This window comes from Corynebacterium sp. HMSC076C10, from assembly GCF_001812455.1.
Lineage (GTDB): Bacteria > Actinomycetota > Actinomycetes > Mycobacteriales > Mycobacteriaceae > Corynebacterium > Corynebacterium jeikeium_D.
On the sequence record NZ_KV809153.1, the window covers coordinates 25,784 to 45,992 of the forward strand.

General features: G+C 58.7%; 17 protein-coding genes and 1 tRNA gene. 13 read left to right on the forward strand and 5 right to left on the reverse strand.

The features are described from left to right. The first annotated feature begins 444 nt into the window (after nucleotides 1-444). From HMPREF2857_RS07815 to HMPREF2857_RS07835, 5 genes are all read left to right on the forward strand, one after another. Nucleotides 445-2,082, forward strand: a complete 1,638-nt coding sequence (locus tag HMPREF2857_RS07815) for a DIP1281 family NlpC/P60 protein (protein ID WP_070643474.1) — start codon at nucleotides 445-447, stop codon at nucleotides 2,080-2,082. Between the two features lie 54 nt (nucleotides 2,083-2,136). Then, nucleotides 2,137-3,141 (forward strand): AAA family ATPase, encoded by a 1,005-nt coding sequence (locus HMPREF2857_RS07820; protein WP_016422767.1) that lies wholly within the window; start codon nucleotides 2,137-2,139, stop codon nucleotides 3,139-3,141. Continuing rightward, complete coding sequence (locus HMPREF2857_RS07825) at nucleotides 3,141-3,989, forward strand: DUF58 domain-containing protein (protein ID WP_016422768.1); 849 nt, start codon at nucleotides 3,141-3,143, stop codon at nucleotides 3,987-3,989. The genes HMPREF2857_RS07820 and HMPREF2857_RS07825 overlap by 1 nt, the downstream gene beginning before the upstream one ends. A gap of 115 nt (nucleotides 3,990-4,104) precedes the next feature. Continuing rightward, nucleotides 4,105-5,097, forward strand: a complete 993-nt coding sequence (locus HMPREF2857_RS07830) for a VWA domain-containing protein (RefSeq protein ID WP_016422769.1) — start codon at nucleotides 4,105-4,107, stop codon at nucleotides 5,095-5,097. Nucleotides 5,098-5,216: 119 nt separating this feature from the next. After that, the gene (locus HMPREF2857_RS07835; protein WP_070643477.1) at nucleotides 5,217-6,275 is read left to right on the forward strand and encodes a ferrochelatase; all 1,059 of its coding nucleotides are present in this window, start codon (nucleotides 5,217-5,219) and stop codon (nucleotides 6,273-6,275) included. Nucleotides 6,276-6,315: 40 nt separating this feature from the next. Here the strand turns inward: HMPREF2857_RS07835 and HMPREF2857_RS07840 are convergent, their stop codons facing one another. Beyond that, complete coding sequence (locus HMPREF2857_RS07840; RefSeq protein ID WP_016422771.1) at nucleotides 6,316-7,173, reverse strand: hypothetical protein; 858 nt, start codon at nucleotides 7,171-7,173, stop codon at nucleotides 6,316-6,318. Nucleotides 7,174-7,238: 65 nt separating this feature from the next. On the opposite strand from HMPREF2857_RS07840, the gene HMPREF2857_RS07845 reads away from it, so the two are divergent. The 3 genes from HMPREF2857_RS07845 (at nucleotide 7,239) to HMPREF2857_RS07855 (ending at nucleotide 10,083) form a co-directional block, all read left to right on the forward strand. Further along, nucleotides 7,239-8,093, forward strand: coding sequence for a DUF3097 domain-containing protein (locus HMPREF2857_RS07845; protein ID WP_070643480.1), 855 nt, complete (start codon nucleotides 7,239-7,241; stop codon nucleotides 8,091-8,093). Between the two features lie 60 nt (nucleotides 8,094-8,153). Further along, nucleotides 8,154-8,591, forward strand: coding sequence for an NfeD family protein (locus HMPREF2857_RS07850; RefSeq protein WP_042388696.1), 438 nt, complete (start codon nucleotides 8,154-8,156; stop codon nucleotides 8,589-8,591). Between the two features lie 91 nt (nucleotides 8,592-8,682). Beyond that, entirely contained in the window at nucleotides 8,683-10,083 is a 1,401-nt protein-coding gene (locus HMPREF2857_RS07855; protein ID WP_070643482.1) for an SPFH domain-containing protein, read from the forward strand. Nucleotides 10,084-10,087: 4 nt separating this feature from the next. Here the strand turns inward: HMPREF2857_RS07855 and HMPREF2857_RS07860 are convergent, their stop codons facing one another. Both HMPREF2857_RS07860 and HMPREF2857_RS07865 read right to left on the reverse strand, forming a co-directional pair. Then, entirely contained in the window at nucleotides 10,088-10,660 is a 573-nt protein-coding gene (locus HMPREF2857_RS07860; RefSeq protein ID WP_070643485.1) for a DNA-binding protein, read from the reverse strand. A 129-nt stretch (nucleotides 10,661-10,789) separates the two neighbouring features. Next, a complete protein-coding gene (locus HMPREF2857_RS07865; RefSeq protein WP_052317814.1) occupies nucleotides 10,790-11,461 on the reverse strand; it encodes a TVP38/TMEM64 family protein in 672 nt (223 codons plus the stop codon). A gap of 386 nt (nucleotides 11,462-11,847) precedes the next feature. Here HMPREF2857_RS07865 and HMPREF2857_RS07870 point away from each other — a divergent pair, with 386 nt between their 5' ends. The 3 genes from HMPREF2857_RS07870 to meaB all read left to right on the forward strand — a co-directional run bounded on the left by HMPREF2857_RS07870 (nucleotide 11,848) and on the right by meaB (nucleotide 17,147). Continuing rightward, nucleotides 11,848-13,740, forward strand: coding sequence for a methylmalonyl-CoA mutase family protein (locus HMPREF2857_RS07870; RefSeq protein ID WP_070643487.1), 1,893 nt, complete (start codon nucleotides 11,848-11,850; stop codon nucleotides 13,738-13,740). Nucleotides 13,741-13,748: 8 nt separating this feature from the next. Then, entirely contained in the window at nucleotides 13,749-15,968 is a 2,220-nt protein-coding gene (gene scpA, locus HMPREF2857_RS07875; protein ID WP_016422778.1) for a methylmalonyl-CoA mutase, read from the forward strand. A 66-nt stretch (nucleotides 15,969-16,034) separates the two neighbouring features. Continuing rightward, nucleotides 16,035-17,147: a methylmalonyl Co-A mutase-associated GTPase MeaB gene (gene meaB / locus HMPREF2857_RS07880; protein WP_070549530.1), complete on the forward strand. Its 1,113-nt coding sequence runs from the start codon at nucleotides 16,035-16,037 to the stop codon at nucleotides 17,145-17,147. 50 nt (nucleotides 17,148-17,197) lie between these two features. Here the strand turns inward: meaB and HMPREF2857_RS07885 are convergent, their stop codons facing one another. After that, on the reverse strand, nucleotides 17,198-17,530 hold the full coding sequence (locus tag HMPREF2857_RS07885; RefSeq protein ID WP_070643490.1) for an ArsR/SmtB family transcription factor: 333 nt from the start codon (nucleotides 17,528-17,530) through the stop codon (nucleotides 17,198-17,200). Nucleotides 17,531-17,718: 188 nt separating this feature from the next. On the opposite strand from HMPREF2857_RS07885, the gene cls reads away from it, so the two are divergent. After that, complete coding sequence (gene cls, locus HMPREF2857_RS07890) at nucleotides 17,719-19,212, forward strand: cardiolipin synthase (RefSeq protein WP_042388706.1); 1,494 nt, start codon at nucleotides 17,719-17,721, stop codon at nucleotides 19,210-19,212. 77 nt (nucleotides 19,213-19,289) lie between these two features. On the opposite strand, the gene HMPREF2857_RS07895 is transcribed toward cls, so the two are convergent. After that, nucleotides 19,290-19,375 (reverse strand) — tRNA-Leu (locus HMPREF2857_RS07895). A gap of 226 nt (nucleotides 19,376-19,601) precedes the next feature. On the opposite strand from HMPREF2857_RS07895, the gene HMPREF2857_RS07900 reads away from it, so the two are divergent. Beyond that, nucleotides 19,602-20,198 (forward strand): YbhB/YbcL family Raf kinase inhibitor-like protein, encoded by a 597-nt coding sequence (locus HMPREF2857_RS07900; RefSeq protein ID WP_070643494.1) that lies wholly within the window; start codon nucleotides 19,602-19,604, stop codon nucleotides 20,196-20,198. Nucleotides 20,199-20,209: the final 11 nt, after the last annotated feature.

The following is a 20,209-nucleotide window of genomic DNA, read 5'->3' on the forward strand; positions in this document are numbered from 1 at the left end:
AAGGTCAAGCATGAGCGCTTGACCTTTTCTTATGACCGGTACCCCAGGTAAAGGTCCGCGGCAGTCCGGCACGCCGATAAGTCACCACATAGTGACATAATTCACACAGAAAACCGGGGCTCATCATAACCGCAGGCCACGGCATATAACGAAACGGTTACAAAGTGGGGGACAGTTGGTAATTTTGTTACTTATGTTTTTTTAGAGCTTTTTGACCCGTAAAGTGCTTCGTGATGCCAATAGTGGACTCAAGGGTCCAGTATTGACCAATGAAAACTCGCGGGAGCGCCGCTGTTGCTTTTGGTTTTGGTTTCGGTTCGACGTTTTTCGAAGTTCCACTCAAGACCTGGAGGCAACAACGGGAAGATATCCAACGATGGGGAAGTCGCTGGTGTCGATTCTGAGGCGTGAACGCACCCATAGGAGAAATGTAGGAGTAACGCGGTGCCGAGTAATCGCAAAGTCCGTGCATCATATTGGACTCGTCCAATTGCCGGTATTATCACGGCGGGTCTTCTGGCGACGAACACTCAGGTCGCAGCTGCACAACCACTGAATCCGAGCGACGCCCAGATCCGTCAAGCGCGTGAGGCGGCCTCTAACGCCGAGTCGTACTTGCAGTCCCTGGTCGCCGAGGTAACTTCCAGCGAGCGCCGGGTATCTGACCTCGAGCTACGCATGGGCACTCTGCGCGAGGATGTCAACAAGGCCATGGTGGACCTTGAGAACGCTCGAGATGCCGCTAACCGTGCGCGCGAGGCGGTCGACGAGGCGCGAACCCAACTCGACCGTTCCCGCGCTGAGCTCGCTAGTGCCCAGAAGCAGTTCGACGAGCTAGCACGCACCATCATGCGCCAGGGACGTTCCAGTGGCTCAATTCTCGAGGGTGCGCGAGATGCATCCGAGGCTATTAACCGTCTGTCCGCTTTGCGTCGCGAAGCGAATCGTCAAGAGCAGACCGTTGACTCTCTGGATAAGAATCGAACGGAGGCTGCTAACCAGGAGTCCACGCTTCGCAAGAAGAGTGACGAGGCTCAGCAGGCGGAAGCCACCGCAAACCAGCGAAACACCGATGCTCAGAACGCGTACTCCGAGGCAAACGAGGAGCTTCAAAAGGAGCAAGCTGATTACCAGCAGGCTCAGGTCGATCGCGATGCCGCAAAGGCATCTTTGGATGCAGCCCGAAACGCGGTCAACGAGCTGAACTCCCAGCGCCAGAATTACGAGAACGAGCAGGCCCGCAAGGAAGCGGAAGACGCCGCTGCCAAGAAGGCCGCTGAGGAAGCCGCAGCTAAGACTCGCGCCGAGGCGCAGTCGAACCAGACTGATGAGGATTCCTCTTCTGAGTCCACAGATGAAAGCTCTAGCACCACTGGTTCTACGGGCTCGACTGGTTCCACTAGCTCAACTGACTCGACTGGTTCCACTGGCTCTACCGACTCGACTGGTTCTACGGGCTCCACTGGCTCGACTGGTTCTAGCAGCTCGACCGACTCCACTGGCTCCACCAGTTCCTCTGAGACGACCGAATCTTCGGACTCCTCTGAGTCCACCGAGACCTCGGAATCTTCTAGCACCGACAGCTCGTCGTCAAGCGGCACCCCGGCGCAGACTGTGGCGCCGACGAATCCAGAGACTGGTCAGAGCACCTCGGGTTCTTCCAGCCAGAAGGTCGAGACTGTCATCGCACGCGCGATGGGGCAGCTCGGTGTCCCATACGCATGGGGCGGCGGCAACGCCAACGGCCCGACCAAGGGCATCCGTGACGGCGGAGTAGCTGACTCCCACGGCGACTACAACAAGATTGGTTTCGACTGCTCGGGCCTGACTCTGTACGCCTACGCCGCTGTCGGCATTGACCTGCCTCACTACACCGGCTACCAGTACCAGCGCGGAAAGCACTACCCGGCATCTCAGATGAAGCGTGGTGACCTGCTATTCTGGGGCCCGAATGGTCATGGCCACGTCGCTATCTACCTGGGCGATGGCAAGATGATTGAGGCACCGCAGTCCGGTTCTGTGGTTAAGATTTCGCCAGTCCGTTATAACGGAATGACACCGAACGTTGTCCGCCTCGTCTAGTTTCTAACGACGTGTTCTACAGGTCGGGCGACCGACCTAAAGAAGGGTTTCTCTGTGACCTACCCAACGCCCACTGACCACACGGACCTCGAGCGCGCATACGCGGAGCTGGGGAAGGTTGTGGTTGGCCAGGAGCACCTGATTAAGCAGCTCTTCATCGCGATGCTCGCAGGAGGTCATGTCCTGCTCGAAGGTGTTCCGGGTGTTGCGAAAACTCTGGCAGTGTCTACTTTTGCCACAGTGATGGGTGGGTCCTACTCCCGTATCCAGTTCACTCCGGATTTGGTGCCATCAGATATTGTCGGCACCCGGATTTTCCGCCAGGACACCTCGGAGTTCATTGTCGAGCCCGGCCCGGTCATGTCAAATATCGTGCTCGCTGATGAAATCAACCGCGCACCGGCGAAGGTGCAGTCGGCTCTGCTGGAAGTCATGGCAGAGCACCAGGTGTCCATCGCAGGGGAGTCCACGCCAGTACCGGAGCCGTTTTTGGTTCTGGCCACGCAAAACCCAATCGAAAACCAGGGTGTCTACCCACTGCCGGAGGCCCAGCGGGACCGTTTCCTATTTAAGGTCCTCGTGGGTTACCCCACTCCGGCGGAAGAGCGGGAGATTGTCTACCGCATGGGAGCCACCCCTCCAGTCGCGCAGCAGATTCTCACCCCAGAGAGCGTTCGGGAACTGCAGCGCGCTACCCGCGAAGTCTTTGTCCACCACACACTGATTGACTACATCGTGGCCGTCATCGAACTCACCCGCAATCCGATGCGGGCGGAGTTGAAGGATGTCGACCGCTGGCTTTCCTATGGCGCATCACCGCGTGCAACTCTTGGTGCTGTCGCGGCTGCCCGCGCCCACGCGCTGTTTTCCGGTCGCGACTATGTCGTGCCGGACGATGTGGTCTCCGTGCTTCCCGACGTGCTGCGTCATCGCTTGGTCCTGTCCTATGAGGGCCTGGCCGATGGCGTTACTCCCGAACGGATTATTGACATCGTGTTGTCTCACGTGCGCCTTCCCCAAGGCGCGAGCACTGGCTCCGATGAGGGCACTGCCTCCTAATGTCAGCTCGTGAAGACGATCTTGCACGCGTCCTGGCGTACTTAGAGCTAACTGTTACGCGTAAGCTCAACGGACTTTTGCGCGGCAGCTTTCTCTCCACCGCTACTGGAGATGGCTCTGAGCCGGTTGGCTCCCGCGAATATGTCATCGGCGATGATGTTCGCCAGATGAACTGGGCAGTGACAGCCCGCACTGGAGTGCCGCACGTTCGCACCTCCGAGGCCGAGCGTGAGCTGGAGTGCTGGATCGTCGCCGAACCCGCCGCACGTCTGTCCACGGGATTGGCCGATACCACCAAACGACATCTGCTCACCGCCGCTGCCGGCGCTGTGACGATGCTTAACGACGCCCCGGGGTCCCGAACTGGATTAATCGCCGGTGGCACTCCAGTGCCCGCGGGCCAGGGCCGTGCCCACAGCTTGATGCTGCTCAAGCAGTTGGCTGACGCGACTGCTGAGCATAACCTCGCAGCGGATATTGACACAGTAATGACTCAGGCTCCGCGCGCTGGGCTGTTGGTTGTCATCTCGGATTTCCTTGGATCACTCGATTGGGCGCGCCCGCTGCGCGTTGCCTCGGCCTCGACAGAGATTATGGCGATTCGCCTGGTAGATCCAGCCGATGAAGCCTTACCCGGCGAAGGCCCGGTGGTCATGGCGGATTCAGCTACCGGCGAGACCATTGAACTCAACATCAACGACAAGACCCGCGCCGAGTATGCAGCTCAGGCTCGTGCCCACCACGAGCGTGTAATCAATGAACTGCGCAAATGCCGTGCTCGCGTTATTACCTTGCGTACGGATTCCGATTGGGTACTGGATTTTGCTCGACAAATTGGCCAACATTAGCGTCTGAGTAACCGCTTGTTAGTGCTATCTTTTTTGGGCCACCGACTAACCGGCTATAGCCACTGGTTTATACGCGACTGTTTAGGCGACTGGATGTGAGGAAACTGATACCGCGATGACGTTCCTAAACTCAACTTTTGCGCACCCAGGGTGGCTGCTCGCACTCGCTCTGCCTCTCGTGGCAGCCGTGGCCTATTGGATCAGCACTAAGCAGCGAAAGCAACGTGCCATTGCCTTTGGCAACTTCACCATCGTTGGGTCACTGGGGAATAAGTCGTCGGCACGCCTGCGCCATGTCGTAGCTATCAGTGCGCTGTTGTCACTTGTTCTGGTCATCATTTCATTGGCTGGTCCGATTTCGGAGACCAAAGTCGCCCGCAACCGAGCGACGGTTATGCTGGTGGTCGACGTTTCGCTGTCCATGTCGGCCACAGATGTTGCGCCAGACCGCATCACTGCAGCTAAAGAAGCCGGCCAAGAGTTCGTGGAGAACCTTCCCGACGACCTCAATATCGGCCTGGTGACGTTCTCTGGTCGCGCTCGCACTGCTGTCAGCCCGACTACCAACCATGACACCGTGAATCGAGCGCTCCAGGCTGCTGAGTTAGATCAGGCGACTGCGACCGGTGATGCTATCGCTGCCGCGCTGGATGCCATCAATCAGTTCAGCGATTCGGTTCAGGGCGGGGGAGAAGGCGCCCCGCCAGCGACAATTGTGCTGCTTTCCGACGGCAAACAGACCGTCCCACAAGAACTCGACGATCCCCGCGGCGCGTATACCGCCGCCGCCGAAGCCGCCAAGGCCGGGGTGCCTGTCAACACGATTTCGTTCGGTACCGCGCAAGGCGCAATCACGGTTCAGGGCGAATTGATTCCAGTGCCTAACGACGACGATTCGCTGCGAGAGATCGCCCGTCGAACAAAAGGTGAGTTCTTCAGCGCTGGTTCCCTCGAGCAGCTCCGCGATGCCTATGGCTCACTGGAAGATGACATCGGTTACGAACTCAAGCGGGCCGAGAATCCGAGGCCCTATCTGATTGCAGCCTTCACGATGCTGCTAGTGACCGTGGGCTCACTGCTTGTAACCAATCGTCGAATTCCGCAGTAGGGCGCGGTTAGGGTGCCGTCGTCAAGCGATTGGTATGGAACCCGATTGGCAGGAGACGCCGGGGGCATTGAGCAGTCGTCTTATGGAGTCCTCAGACTGCGCTACTAACATGGTTGCCTATGTCTTCTGATAATTTTGACGCTATTTTGCTGTTGTCTTTCGGCGGTCCCGAAAAGATGGCCGATGTGCGTCCCTTCCTGGAGAATGTCACCCGCGGCCGCGGAATTCCGCCGGAGAGGTTGGACGAAGTCGGTGCTCACTACGCGCACTTTGGCGGTAAGTCCCCGCTCAACGATTTAAACCGCGAAATTGTCTCCAACCTTAAGGCTGAGCTCACTCGCCGTGGCTATGACTTGCCTGTTTATTTCGGCAATCGCAATTGGCATCCGATGGCTGAAGACACCGCGGCAAAGATGGCTGATGACGGTGTTAAGCGAGCGCTCGTTTTCGCCACTAGCGCCTGGGGCGGCTATTCCGGCTGCCGTCAGTATCACGAAGACACTGCTCGGATGCGCGAATCTCTGGGCGACCGTGCTTTTGACATGGAGAAAATCCGGAGCTTCTACGATCATCCGCTCTTTATAGAAGCCTATGCAGCTGCAGTGCGTGAGGCGTTTGCCAAGCTGCCGGATGACCGCCGTGACAAGGCCCGGCTTATTTTCACCGCTCACTCTATTCCGGTCTCTGCGGACAAGGCGTCTGGGCCGGTAGAGCTCGGCGGAAATCTTTACTCCCGCCAGGTCAACGAAGCAGCACGGCTCGTCGCCGAAGCAGTGGGTATCACCGACTTTGACGTCGTCTGGCAGTCCCGCTCTGGCCCGGAGCACGTGCCGTGGTTGGAGCCTGACATCGTCGATCACGTTGAAGCGAAGGTCGCCAACGGCCTCCGATCCGCAGTAGTGTGCCCGATTGGCTTCATCTCGGACCATGTTGAGGTCGCCTGGGATTTGGATGCTGAGCTACAGGATGAAATGGCTCATCACGACATCGTCATCGAGCGGGTCGCAACGCCTGGCCCGACGGCTACTTTCACTGACATGCTCGTGGAGCTCATCGAAGAGCGTATCGCAGATGTCGAACCCCGCCGCCTGGGAAGTGAACCGCTACTCGGCTCGGCCTGCAATGGCGCCCCCTGCGCCGCATCCTGTTGTACCCCGGCAAAGCGCCGCCCACACTGATTCCTTTGGTTTCAATCGGGCCTCGGGGCAGGGCAAATCTCTAGCGGGTCCACTCCTGAATCGCGTATTCCACCGCGCTCATCCGCGCCTGCCGGATCTTTCGCCACAGCGGGATGAGCTGCGCGTCAAACGCGGCGCTGCCGTGCCCGGACTCGCTGCCCTGTGCCACCGCCAGAATCGACGACACCCGATCAGCTCTGGCGAGCACTCCCAGTGCACGGCGCGGCACATCATCCGGCACAAAGGCCATGTCCAGGTGGTCATCGAGCATGCCGACCATCAGCCGGGGATCCACTTTCGGGGCACCACTGCTTGACGACGTCAGCGGTGAACGCGGCATCGCCGCAATCGTGGCAGCCGCAACCCGCGCCGCATCTGCCAGCTGTAAATCCGCCTCGCCAGGGGAGAGATAGGCCGGCTCGGGAATGTGGCCTTCCAGTGTGTACCAATGCCACTGCGGTAGGCCTGGCACCGGCGTTGTCACTGGTATGAGCACATGGTTCCAACCCGGCTCCGCATCCGCAATCACAATGGCCGAGCCTGCTGCGCGTGCAGCTTCAGCGGCGTCGGTTCCCGCAGGCAGTGCAGGTGCATCACCGGGCCCGGAGAGAATGAGGCGGACGAGGGGACGGTGGTCACTGTGCCAATCTCCCGCTTCAGTAACCGCTCGAAGAAGGCGGAGCATGTCGCTTCGATCGAGATCAGCGTCGCAATCGATGACATTCGGAACCGTGGCGTCGGCAAGCACGAACGTCCCCGGAACTGACGTAGGCCCGCCGAGCGAGTCTAGCGCGTCGAGGAGATGATCGTAGTTTTCCAAACCCGACAACCACGCGCCCAGCCAAAGGGCGATGTGCTGAGTTGGACTCCAGACCTGGTCGAGAACACTGCGCTGCATAGTGCAGCTCATCCTAGTGCAGCGTGTCGTTGGTCCCGTAACCGATGCTGTTAATCTCAGTACCCATGAGCTTTCAAGACCCGTACCGCAATCAGGACGTGTTCGCTGGCGCACGTGGCCACCGCCGTCGTATCCCACAGCCGGCACGCGAGGTGACAGCAGAAAATGGTGTTGTCGTCGAGGCGTCCTATGACGGATTCGTCGGTGCGATTATCGGGTTGGAGAAAACTTTCGACGGCTGGTGCGTCCGGCTGGAGGACCGCCACGGCAAGTCTCGGCTGTTTCCCATGCACGAGCGCGGTTTTCTCATCGACGGCAAACCTGTGACTCTGGTGCGTCCGAAAGCACAACCAAAAAAGCCCTCGCAGGATCTGTCGGCATCGGGCTCGCGCAAGGTCCACAACGTCAAGGCCAAGGTTGCTCTACCCAGCCGTATCTGGGTCGAGGGTATTCATGACGCGGCAATTGTCGAGAAGGTGTGGGGCCACGATCTGCGTGTTGAGGGCGTAGTCGTCGAGTATCTGGAGGGCTTGGACAACCTTCCAGAACGCTTGGCCGAATTTGGTCCGGGTCCGAAGCGCCGCGTCGGAGTCCTGGCAGACCACATGGTGGAGGGCAGTAAGGAAAGCCGCATGACTCAGCAGCTCGGCCCGCACGTGATGGTCACAGGCCACCCATTTATCGATGTCTGGCAAGCGGTCAAACCCTCGTCGGTAGGCATCGAGGCATGGCCGGAAGTTCCTTACGGGGAGGACTGGAAGACAGGAATCTGCCGTCGCTTGGGCTGGGGAGACGACCCCAAGGAGGGCTGGCGACACGTCTACGCAGGTGTACGCACCTACCGTGATCTGGAGTCTGATTTGATTGGTGCAGTTGAGCGCCTGGTCGACTTCGTCACTGAGCCACATATGCAGTACTAACCCCGGAATACTGGCTCCACTCGCCCCACATTTGTTCTGCAAAGTAGGTAGGGTGAGGGCGTGATTCCTCTCCTTTGGCTCGGAGCAAGCCTCCTATTGGTTCTCGGTGAACTCGCGGTCGGAGATTTAGCACTGTTAATGCTCGGAGGTGGTGCGCTGGCAGCGTCCGGTGCGAGCCAGCTTGGAGCGCCGCTTTGGCTGTCAGTGGTCATCTTCGCCGTTGTATCCGCCGCACTTGTGCTGACAGTTCGCCCTGTGTTGCGCAAAAAGATGGCAAAACCGGACAAGTCCGCTGAACTGGAGTCGCGTCCGGAACTGCTAGCGGGCCGTCATGCTGAGGTCATCGAGCCAGTTTCCTCGTCAGCGGGTCTGATTAAGGTCAATGGCGAGTTGTGGAGCGCGCGCAGTCTTCTGACTGCGCAGACCTTCGATGCGAAGGAAAGAGTCACGATTGTAGAGATTTCGGGCAATACCGCAGTAGTGGACAAGCTGCTCTGAGCAGCCAACTCACTTAAAGGGCGCTCGGAGCACTCTTAGTTACTGACCATTAAATAACTGACCACACAGTTTCTAGCTACGAGGGAATCCCATGGAAGGCTTTATCATCCTCGTCGTTTTCATTCTCGTGGTTGTTACCTTGGTTCTCAAAGCGATTGTCCTGGTTCCTCAGGGTGAAGCGGCAATCGTAGAGCGACTGGGACGATACACGCAGACACTGAACAGCGGCCTGAACTTCATCATCCCGATCATTGACCGAGTGCGCGAGAAGGTCGATACCCGTGAGCGTATGGTTACCTTCCCGCCACAGGCAGTGATCACCGAAGACAACCTGACTGTGGCTATCGATACCGTCGTGACCTTCCAGGTCAATGAACCGGATCGGGCAATTTACGGTATCGATGACTACATCTTCGGCGTCGAACAGATCACCACCGCAACGCTTCGCGACGTCGTGGGTGGCCTGACACTGGAAGAGACACTGACTTCCCGTGACTACATCAACCGCCGTCTGCGCGGCGAGCTGGACGAGGCCACTGCCAAGTGGGGTCTTCGTATCGCTCGTGTGGAGCTGAAGGCCATTGAGCCGCCACCGTCGATTCAGCAGTCGATGGAAAAGCAGATGAAGGCCGATCGCGAGAAGCGCGCCATGATTCTGACTGCGGAAGGTACCCGCGAAGCCGATATTAAAACTGCTGAGGGCCGTAAGCAGGCACAGATTCTGGCCGCCGAAGGTAACAAGCACGCAGCAATTCTGGCTGCTGAGGCTGAGCGTCAGGCAACCATTCTGCGCGCTGAGGGTACTCGCGCCGCTACCTACCTTGAGGCACAGGGTAATGCTCGCGCTATCCAGAAGGTCAACGCAGCTGTTAAGGCTTCACAGTTGACACCTGAGATTCTTGCCTGGCAGTACCTGGAGAAGCTGCCTGAGCTGGCAAATAAGGACGGCAATACTGTTTGGATGATTCCGTCGCAGTTCGGCGACAGTCTCGAGAGCTTCGCTAGGGCTTTCGGCAAGAAGGATGCCGACGGTGTCTTCCGCTACGAGCCTCCGGCCGTGAGCCGAGAGACCAAGGAAGAGGCTGAGCAGGGCCGCGACGAGAACTGGTTCGACATGTCGACTAACCCGGAGTTGGCTCGTGCAGTTGCCGCGGCGAACGAGGTCGCTAACCGCCCGGTTGATGATCCGGTAGCTGCAGCAGCTGGTAATACCCCTGAGAGGAAGAAGAATCGCCGCGCTGATTCGGCTCAGCCCGCTCAGCCTGAACAGTTGGGTGGTCAGAACGGCCCGGCAGCGGTTGAACCTGCGACACCGGCTGCGCCCGCTGCGCCGTCCACACCGGCTGCGCCGTCAGTTCCTTCCGGCAAACGTGACCTGCCCTCGGCTCCTGGCACCGGTAATGCCAATGCAGGCGGCGGTGCGCACTCCGCCGAACGTCCAGATTTTTCAGGATGGTCACGTGACCCTTACGCCCCAGAAAATGGGCAGTAAGCTTTTATAACTCATCAGCTCGCTGAAGCAGGTGGACGGCCAGGTTCCATCCGGCCAGCTCCGCCTGCCAACCAGCTGCTGCGAGGCGCTGATTGACGGCCTGCTTTGAAACTCCCAATTCTTCCGCGGCCTCTACCTGTGAAAAACCAGCGCGAACCAAACCAGTTGCCTCGCGCCCTTCGGGGGACCTGCGAGAGATAACGTGGTGCAGCAATGTGAATGCTGCACCAATATCCTCCGAGTAGTCCTTACCACGCGGATTGTTAGTCCGAATGCGGGTTTTTACCGTGCCGGCCCTGCCTCCTTTACCGACGACTGAGCTCGACGCCAGATGCGCTTGCTCAATGTCGTCCTGAGGACAAACACCGATACCTATTGCCCAGTCACCTGCGGCCAATAGCGCCAGCACAAGCGTGGTGACTCCCACAGCATTATCAGGAGCTGCGCGAAGCTCTTCGATACCTGCAACCTCAACAGTTCCCACGCCTTCCAGACCGGAAAGTGCCTGCGCAGAGGCCTGAACGTGATCTGCCCTGCGAGTAGATCGACCGCGATACCTGGCAAAGACTGAGTACATACGCTCTAGTCTAGCCCCACCCCTTGACAGTTGGGCTAAGACACGTTCCTTCGCTACGCACACTCACGGGCGCCCAACACCAGCTCGCCGAAAAACGCACGTCTAGATCAAGAGCACCAAGCGGTGTTTTTAACGTTTCGAAGAACCGGTTACGACAGGGAACTTCGCGTCCGCAAGAAGTCCCAGCAAACCAAGCACGAGCAGAATTCCTGTGGCCACCGCAAAGCGCACGTCGAAGCCGACCAACAGCGCGTCGCCAAGCAGAACGACGGCGAGTGTGTTCGGCGCCGAACCTAGGGCAGTGGCGATGATATACGGCACGATGCGTATCGACGACAGCCCACAGGCGTAGTTGAGAAACGAAAATGGCACGCCAGCAATCATGCGCAAGCTGAGCACTGTGAGCCAGCCGCGTTGCTCCAACCGATGGTCGAGACTGAGAAGACGGCGGTTGGTCAGGTGCGTGCGAAACCAATCGCGCCCCAAAAACCGCACAATGCATAGGGAGAGAAGGGCAGAAACCGTCGTCGCAGTAATTGCCAGCAGGAAACCGAGCACTGGCCCGAAGAGGATTCCGGAAGCCAAAGTGAATACGGTGCGGGGGATTGGGAACTGAGTCAGTGCAACGTATGCGAGGAAGTAGAGGAGCGGGAACCAGTCACCGGCATCGATGGACCACTGCCGGATGGTAGCGACCGTGGGAACATCGACGTACAGCGTGACGACGACCCCCACACCTACGGCTAGCACCAGCAGAACCTTTTTGAGTGTAGGGGTAATTCGCACATCGGATACGTTCACCCATTTGAGGTTACCGGGGATTGCGGGGAAGCGTGTGACCTGCGCATTGGAGGCTCTGCGAGGAGGGCTAGTCAGCGGCTAAAGGCGTTTGCCCATTATTTCACTAGGATGGGAATCAAGGTCACTATGCCTTGGCTCGAGCACTTGACGTGCCCGTCAGCACAAAACCGAACGTAAGGGTATTGCACAAATAGCTGAAAAGTTCAGTGCATGGACACTCGGGTGAGTCTTAGCGTCTGACTAGTGGCTCTTATTGACTATTGGAGGAAGCCAACGCCTTTAGATCCCTTTCCGTCGCGGAGAATTCGGAAATTGTCGCAGCCGAATTTCCTCGGTCATGGATTGATAGAGGCGTTGCTTAGAACATGTAAGGGAGAAGGTCTGTCGTGACTGACCGAACGACCCCCGAATCACCTTCCACGCTGCCACCAAACTTCGAGGAATTGCAGAATTCCTGGTATCAGGGCGTGGCCAAGGTATTCGCGCGGGTGCACAAGCAAGACGTTGCAGATGTACCGCTCGATATTTGGAAACGACTGATTCAGACCACCTATGACGGTGTCGATGTTCGCCCGCTCTACACCCGCGCGGACGAGCTCGCGGAAAGCCCAGCTCCGGGCCAGTTCCCATTCGTCCGTGGCGCAAAGGTCACTTCGGACAACACCAACGGTTGGGGTGTTCGGGAGACCTTCGGTCGCCAGTACCCGGGTGAGGATGCCCTTGACCCAAAGGCGGTCAACGAGACTCTGCTGACTGCCTTGGAAAACGGCACCACGGACATCCGCCTGGACTTCACCGGCTCCCTCGAAGCCGCTGATGTGCCGGCTCTGCTCAACAACGTCTACGTCGACCTTGCTCCGATTGCCGTGCATGCCGGTAAGAAGACTGCGCAGGTTGCGGAAGCACTGACGTCCTACATCGAGCAGGCGAACCCGACTAATCCGGATAACATCGCAGTCGAGCTTTCTGCAGCTCCGCTGACCTCCGCTTTTGCCGGTATTGACGATGTTTCTCTCGACGAGGCCACTCAGCTGGCCGTCAAGGCGGCTAAGCAGCCGGGCGACGTCCGCGCCCTGCTTGTCGACGGCGTTGTTTTCTCCAACCTGGGCGCAAACAACATCCAGGAGATTGGCTACAGTCTCGCCGTTGGTGTCGCCTACCTGCGTGCGCTGACCGAAGCCGGATTGAGCGCTGAAGAAGCGCTCGGCCAGATCGCTTTCCGCTTTGCCGCTACCGACGACCAGTTCGACACCATCGCGAAGTTCCGCGCTGCTCGCGTCCTGTGGGCCCGCGTTGCTGAGGTTATCGGTGCCCCCGAGGCTGGCCGCGCTCCGATGCACGCCGTGACAGCCCCGGTCATGTTCAGCCAGCGCGATCCGTGGGTCAACATGCTGCGTGTGACTGTCGCCTCCTTCGCCGCAGGTGTCGGCGGTGCCTCCTCAGTTGAGGTTCTGCCGTTTGATTACGCAGTTGTCGGCGGCATGCCGAACGTCTCCAAGACTTTCAAGGCTCGCATCGCTCGCAACACCAACCTGTTGCTGCTGGAAGAGTCTCACCTTGGTTACGTCGCCGACCCAGCAGGTGGCTCCTACTTCGTCGAAGACCTGACCGAAGAAATGGCCGACAAGGCATGGGAGATTTTTACCGCCACTGAGGCCGGCGGCGGTTTCGCCTCCGCGGAGGCCGATATTCGCGCCGCCCTGGACGCTACCTGGGAAAAGCGCCGCGCCGACATCGCACACCGCCGCACCAAGGTCACCGCTATCAACGAGTTCCCGAACCTGGCTGAAGCCCCACTGGCTCCTGAGGCCCGCCCGGAGGGCGACCCGATTCGCCGTTGGGCCAGCGACTTCGAGGCGCTGCGCAACCGCTCCGATGACTTCCTGGCTGAAAAGGGCAACCGTCCGCTGATTGCCATGCTGCCGCTGGGTCCGCTGGCCAAGCACAACATCCGCACTGGTTTTACCTCCAACCTGCTGGCTTCCGGCGGTATCGCCGTCGCCAACCCCGGCCAGGTTGTGCCGGGCGAGGTCGGTTTCGAAGAGGCAGTGAAGGCCTCACCGATTGTCGTGCTGTGCGCAGCCGACAGCGAGTACGAGACCTCGGGCCAGGACGCTGTCAAGGCCGCCCGCGCCGCCGGCGCTAAGGAGGTCCTGGTGGCCGGCTCCGAGAAGAGCTTCGCCAATGCCGCTGAGGACGCTCGCCCCGACGGATACCTGAACATGACCATCGATGCTGTCGCGGAGCTGTCCCGACTGCTGAACGAACTGGGAGCGTGAAGGAAGTAATGACCACCATCCCAAATTTCGCTGACATCTCCCGCAACACCGACGACGCGGCCGCTGCCACTGACAAGGAAGCTGCCGCGGAAGCAGGTGAAGTGTGGACCATTCCAGAGGGCATCGATGTCAAGCGCGTCTACGATCGCGCTGACCGCGACGCCGCTGCCGCCGAGGGCCACCCGGTAGATTCTTTCCCGGGTATCGCCCCATTCATGCGCGGGCCGTATCCGACCATGTACACCAACCAGCCGTGGACTATTCGCCAGTACGCTGGCTTCTCCACCGCAGCTGAGTCCAATGCCTTCTACCGCCGCAACCTCGCGGCCGGCCAGAAGGGCCTTTCGGTCGCTTTCGACCTGGCTACCCACCGTGGCTACGACTCGGACAACCCGCGTGTGTCCGGCGACGTCGGTATGGCCGGCGTGGCAATTGACTCGATTTACGACATGCGTGAGCTCTTCCAGGGCATTGACCTGGGCGGCGTCTCGGTGTCTATGACCATGAACGGCGCTGTGCTGCCGATTCTGGCCTTCTACATTGTCACCGCTGAAGAGCAGGGCGTTTCGACCGAGCAGCTGCGCGGTACGATCCAGAACGACATTCTCAAGGAGTTCATGGTTCGTAACACGTACATCTACCCGCCGAAGCCTTCGATGCGAATCATCTCCTCGATCTTCGAGTACACCTCGGCAAAGATGCCGAAGTTCAACTCGATTTCGATTTCCGGCTACCACATTCAGGAAGCGGGCGCGACGGCCGACCTTGAGCTCGCTTACACGCTTGCCGACGGCATCGAGTACCTGCGGGCCGGTATTGACGCTGGCCTGGAAGTTGATAAGTTCGCTCCGCGTCTGTCCTTCTTCTGGGGCATCTCGATGAACACCTTCACCGAGATCGCCAAGCTGCGTGCAGGCCGCATCCTCTGGTCCGAGCTGGTTGGCAAGTTTGGCCCGAAGAACCCGAAGTCCCAGTCCCTGCGTACTCACTCGCAGACCTCCGGTTGGTCGCTGACCGCTCAGGATGTCTACAACAACGTCGCGCGTACTGCTGTTGAGGCTATGGCCGCAACACAGGGCCACACCCAGTCGCTGCACACCAACGCACTGGACGAGGCCCTGGCACTGCCGACTGACTTCTCAGCCCGTATTGCTCGTAACACTCAGCTGCTGCTTCAGCAGGAGTCCAACACCACGCGTCCGGTTGATCCGTGGGCTGGTTCCTACTACATCGAGTGGCTGACTAATGAGCTGGTCAAGCGTGCACGCCAGCACATCGACGAGGTCGAAGAGGCCGGCGGTATGGCACAGGCCACCATCGAGGGCATTCCGAAGCTGCGTATTGAAGAGGCTGCAGCTCGTACGCAGGCCCGTATTGACTCGGGTCGTCAGGCTCTCATCGGCGTGAATAAATACCAGGTCGAAGAGGACGAGGCCATCGAGGTTCTCAAGGTTGAGAACTCCCGCGTGCGCCAGGAGCAGATTGACAAGCTGGCTCGCCTGCGCGCCGAGCGCGACGAGGAAGAGGTTCAGAAGGCACTGGCCGCTCTGACCGACGCTTGCCGTAACCCGGGTGAACCGGGGGACCTGGACAAGAACCTTTTGAAGCTCGCTGTCGACTGTGCTCGCGCCATGGCCTCCATCGGTGAAATCTCCGACGCCATGGAAGAGGTCTTTGGCCGCCATCAGGCCGAGATCCGTACTCTCTCCGGCGTCTACAAGGACGAAGTTGGCAAGGAGGGAGCCGTGTCCAACGTCTCCAAGGCCATCGCCATGGCCGATAAGTTCGAAGAGCAGGAAGGTCGCCGTCCCCGTATCTTCCTGGCCAAGATGGGCCAGGATGGTCACGACCGTGGCCAGAAGGTCATCGCGTCCGCCTACGCGGACCTCGGCATGGACGTTGACGTGGGACCGCTGTTCCAAACTCCGGAGGAGGCCGCCAAGTCGGCAGTCGACTCGGATGTCCACGTCGTCGGTGTTTCTTCGCTGGCCGCCGGACACCTGACGCTCGTTCCTGCCCTGCGCGATGAGCTGGCAAAACTGGGTCGTGAGGACATCATGATTGTTGTCGGTGGTGTTATCCCACCGGGCGACTTCCAGGAACTCTACGATGCCGGCGCCGCGGCTATTTACCCGCCGGGCACTGTCATCGCTGATTCGGCAATCGACATGATGACCAAGCTCTCTAACGAGCTGGGCCTCGACCTTGCCGTTGACGAAGAGTCCTAAATAACTACCGCATCCGCGCTGGGCTGACTGTTCAGCTCAGCGCGTTGTCGGAATTGAGAAGTAGCGATGAACGAGTATCTTGAAGAAAACCTGGGCACCCTCGTCACTACCGCTGGCACGGTCGTTGAGGGAAAGACCGCTGTAGCCCCCGAAGTCGTCCGCCGTGCGCGACGACGGATTGATGTCGACGACCTCTTTGAGGGCGTGCGGGCTGGAAACCGCACTAAGTTGGCTCGGGCAATCACGCTGCTGGAGTCGACTGCTCCGGCGCATAAGGTGCTGGCTCAGGAACTACTGGTGAAGTTGCTACCATTTTCCGGCAAGGCCATGCGCGTCGGCCTTACCGGCGTCCCCGGCGTCGGTAAATCAACCACGATTGAAACCCTCGGGCTAAAGCTGATCGAGGAAGGCCACCGCGTTGCAGTGCTGGCCATCGACCCGTCGTCGACGAAGTCCGGTGGCTCGATTCTGGGCGACAAGACCCGTATGTCCCGGCTCTCGGCCGCGGATGAAGCCTTCATCCGTCCGTCGCCCTCTGCGGGCACACTCGGTGGTGTCGCCAAGGCAACGCGTGAGGCCATGGTGGTGCTCGAGGCCGCAGGCTACGACATTGTCATCGTCGAAACTGTCGGCGTCGGCCAGTCCGAGGTCGCGGTGGCCCAGATGGTGGATACGTTTGCGTTTCTGGCACTCGCCGGCGCTGGTGACCAACTCCAGGGCATCAAGAAGGGTGTGCTGGAGATGGCCGACGTGATTTCTATCAACAAGGCGGATGGTAAGAACTTGCGCCCGGCAAAGCGCGCTGCGCGTGATCTGATGACGGCCATGAAGATGGTGCGTTCCTCAGACCAAGTCTGGACGCCACCGGTACTGACTATGTCGGCATTGGAGGACGACGGCATCGACAAGTTCTGGCAGGCCATCGAGAACCATGTCGAGGCTATGCACGAGAATCATCTCTTTGATGAAAACCGCGCTAACCAGCAGATTAAGTGGATGTGGTCCATGGTGCACGAAACGCTCTTGCAGCGACTCAACACCAACGAGGCTGTGCAGACAGAGAGCACCCTGGTGGAAAAACAACTCCGCTCGGGGCAGCTGACACCGACGCTCGCCGCCCAGCGCATCATGGAGGCATTTGACCAGGGAAGGGCATCGAACGCCGGGCTCGCCAACTAGGTTCTGAAGGGCGCGGGGTTTCGTCGTAAAGCGAGCGTATCCGTGTGCGCCTACTGACCGCGGTGATGGGGCGGATCGCTGTAGAGCGTGTGTTCGGCGAAGTGGAGAGCGTTGACCACGAGGTTGGTGAGGTGCTCGTCGGGCTGAGAATAGAAGCTAGACGTGCCTTCCTTGCGGGTCTGCACCATATTGGCCATGCGCAACTTCGCCAGGTGCTGAGAAATCGCGGGGACGGGGCGATCGAGCGCGCTAGCGATGGCGGTGACGGTCATCTCCCCGTCACGAAGGAGCGACAGGATGGAGAGACGCGTCTTGTCGGCCATCAGCTTCAATACGTTAGTGGCAACGTCGAGCTCGGTGCTCGTAGGAGCCTTCTCAGTCATTTGGAGGGGTTAGTCCTTTCGAAGTCGACATGCCAAACACTTACTATGTTCAATGTGTTGAACCTTACTACGTATTGATACCAGTATTCAATTTCAGATGTCACAATAGGCTGTCACGAAAAGGGGAAGAGTGCACCTAAGGGGCAGCGACCAAAAGTACTGAAAATTCCTTCAGTAATATCATCTGCATGGATTGGTTGATGGGCACCTTCCCGTGGCTGGTGGAGGACTTAACGTGGTGGCAAGTACTATTTTTCGCACTCGACTACACGATTAAGTTCATCGCGATTGGGTGGGTGCCGGAAAACCGAAGCCCATCGGCTTCGACGGCGTGGCTGCTACTGATTCTGCTGATTCCATTTATCGGCCTACCTCTGTTCCTCTTCCTGGGCTCGCAGCAAATCACGGGCCGTAGGCACGAGGTACAGGCACTGGCGCAGGAGCTCATTGCGGAACGTACCGAGCATCTGCCCGACGTACCGGATGATGCCGAGATAGAAGATGATGTTGTCAACGTATTCAAGCTCTCGCGTCAGCTCACGGGAATGCCGGCAATTGCCAGCGCAGAAAAGGGACTTTTCACCGAATTCAATGCCTCCATTGACCGCATGATTGAGACCATCGATGCGGCTCAGAAATCTATCCACGTGCAGTCCTACATCTTTGCACTGGATGACAGCACGGAGCCTTTCATACAGGCTCTCGAGCGCGCGCAAGACAGGGGACTAGAGGTCAAGGTACTGGTCGATCCAATTGGTTCGTGGAAGTACCCCGGCTACTACAAGTTGAAAAAGCGCCTGGACCAGTCCCAAATCTCCTGGCACCCAATGCTGCCCGTGAGCTTGCTGAAGCTCACCTGGCGCCGCCTGGATCTGCGTAATCACCGCAAGCTCGTAGTTATTGATGGCGACATTGTATTCATGGGTTCGCAGAATTTGATTGAGCCCGAATATCAGAAGAAAAAGAACCATAAGATCGGCCGCCGATGGGTGGACACCTGGATTGAACTCGAGGGCGATATTGCGCTGGCCTTCGACGCAATTTTCGCGGTTGATTGGACCAGCGAGCTATACAAGACCCCAGACGCCACCAGGGACTATTCACTCCACAACACCGAAGTCAACGACAACTACAACGTTGTCCAGGTGCTGCCGTCGGGTCCGGGCTTCAGCACGGAGCCGAACCTGCGCGTCTTCAATAACATGATCTACCAGGCACACGAGCGGATTATCGCCGTCAGCCCGTACTTCGTCCCCGACGAATCCATGCTCATGGCGCTGACCTCTGCCGCATATGGAGGCATCGACGTCCAGCTCTACGTCAACGAAGAGTCCGATCAGTTCATGGTCGGCCACGCGCAGCAGTCCTACTACCAGGCACTGCTAACCGCTGGCGTGAAGATCTACCGCTATCCGGCGCCTGCGGTCCTGCACTCCAAGTTCATGGTTATCGACGACCGCATGGCCATGTTCGGCTCCTCCAATCTGGATATGCGCTCGTTCGGCCTCAACTACGAGATCACGCTTCTTTCCGCCGCCGGTTCCATCGTGGACAAACTGATCACGCTTGCCGACGAGTACCGCGACAAATCTTTCCTGCTCACCCAGGAGGAATGGAATGACCGGCCCCTTCGCCAGCGCTACCTGGACTCTGTTTTCCGCTTGACCTCGGCGCTGCAATAGGGCAGTCCCATTGGTCCGACAGACAAAGCAAAAATCCCGAGAGCTGCACTAATTGCAGTTTCTCGGGATTTATCTTGTGTCCGGAGGGGGACTTGAACCCCCACGCCCGTTAATAGGGCACTAGCACCTCAAGCTAGCGCGTCTGCCATTCCGCCACCCGGACCGGGTAGGAAGCACTTCCGTGCTGACCTGTGATACTGTATCCCGACTACATAATGAAACACAAATTGGCAGGTCAGAGGGGCATTAGCGCGCCAAACCTAGGTGTAATTACATCAGCGGTGTTAGCCCCGCATCCGCCTTGGATTCGCACTGAGAATCAGGCCCTGCAGATAGGGAGTCTTGTAAAGTCCCTGCAGCGCGCTCATAAAGTAGGCACACTGGTAGTTATGACTACGAATTCCAACGACACCGCAAACGACACTGCAAACAACGCTACAAACAACACTGCAAATGCTCCGGTTTTCCCGGGACCAGATCCGTACGCACCGCTGAAGGATTTGCCAACCTTCGAGCTGTCCTCGCCAGATATCAAGGACGGCGAGAAGATTGCGGATGAATTCCGCGCTCCGTCGAATGTTTCCCCACAACTGGATTGGGCAAATCTGCCGGAAGGAACTAAGTCCATTGCCGTGACCTGCTTCGATCCGGATGCTCCGACCGCTTCGGGCTTCTGGCACTGGGCTGTCTTCAACATTCCAGCGACCGAAAAGGGTCTGCCACAGGGAGCTGGCTCCGAAGACGGCTCTAAGCTGCCAGAAGGCGCTATCCAGCTTGTCGGCGACTCGGGCATGCGTGGTCACTACGGAGCTAACCCACCGGCGCAGCATGCCCCACACCGTTACATGTATGCGGTGCACGCGGTCGACGTGGAGAAGCTTGATGTTCCGGAAGATGCGACGCCGACCGTGCTTGGCTTCAATCTGTACTTCCACTCGATTGCGCGTGCCATCATCACGCCGTGGTGGGAGAACGTCGGGGAGTAGGGATACGACGC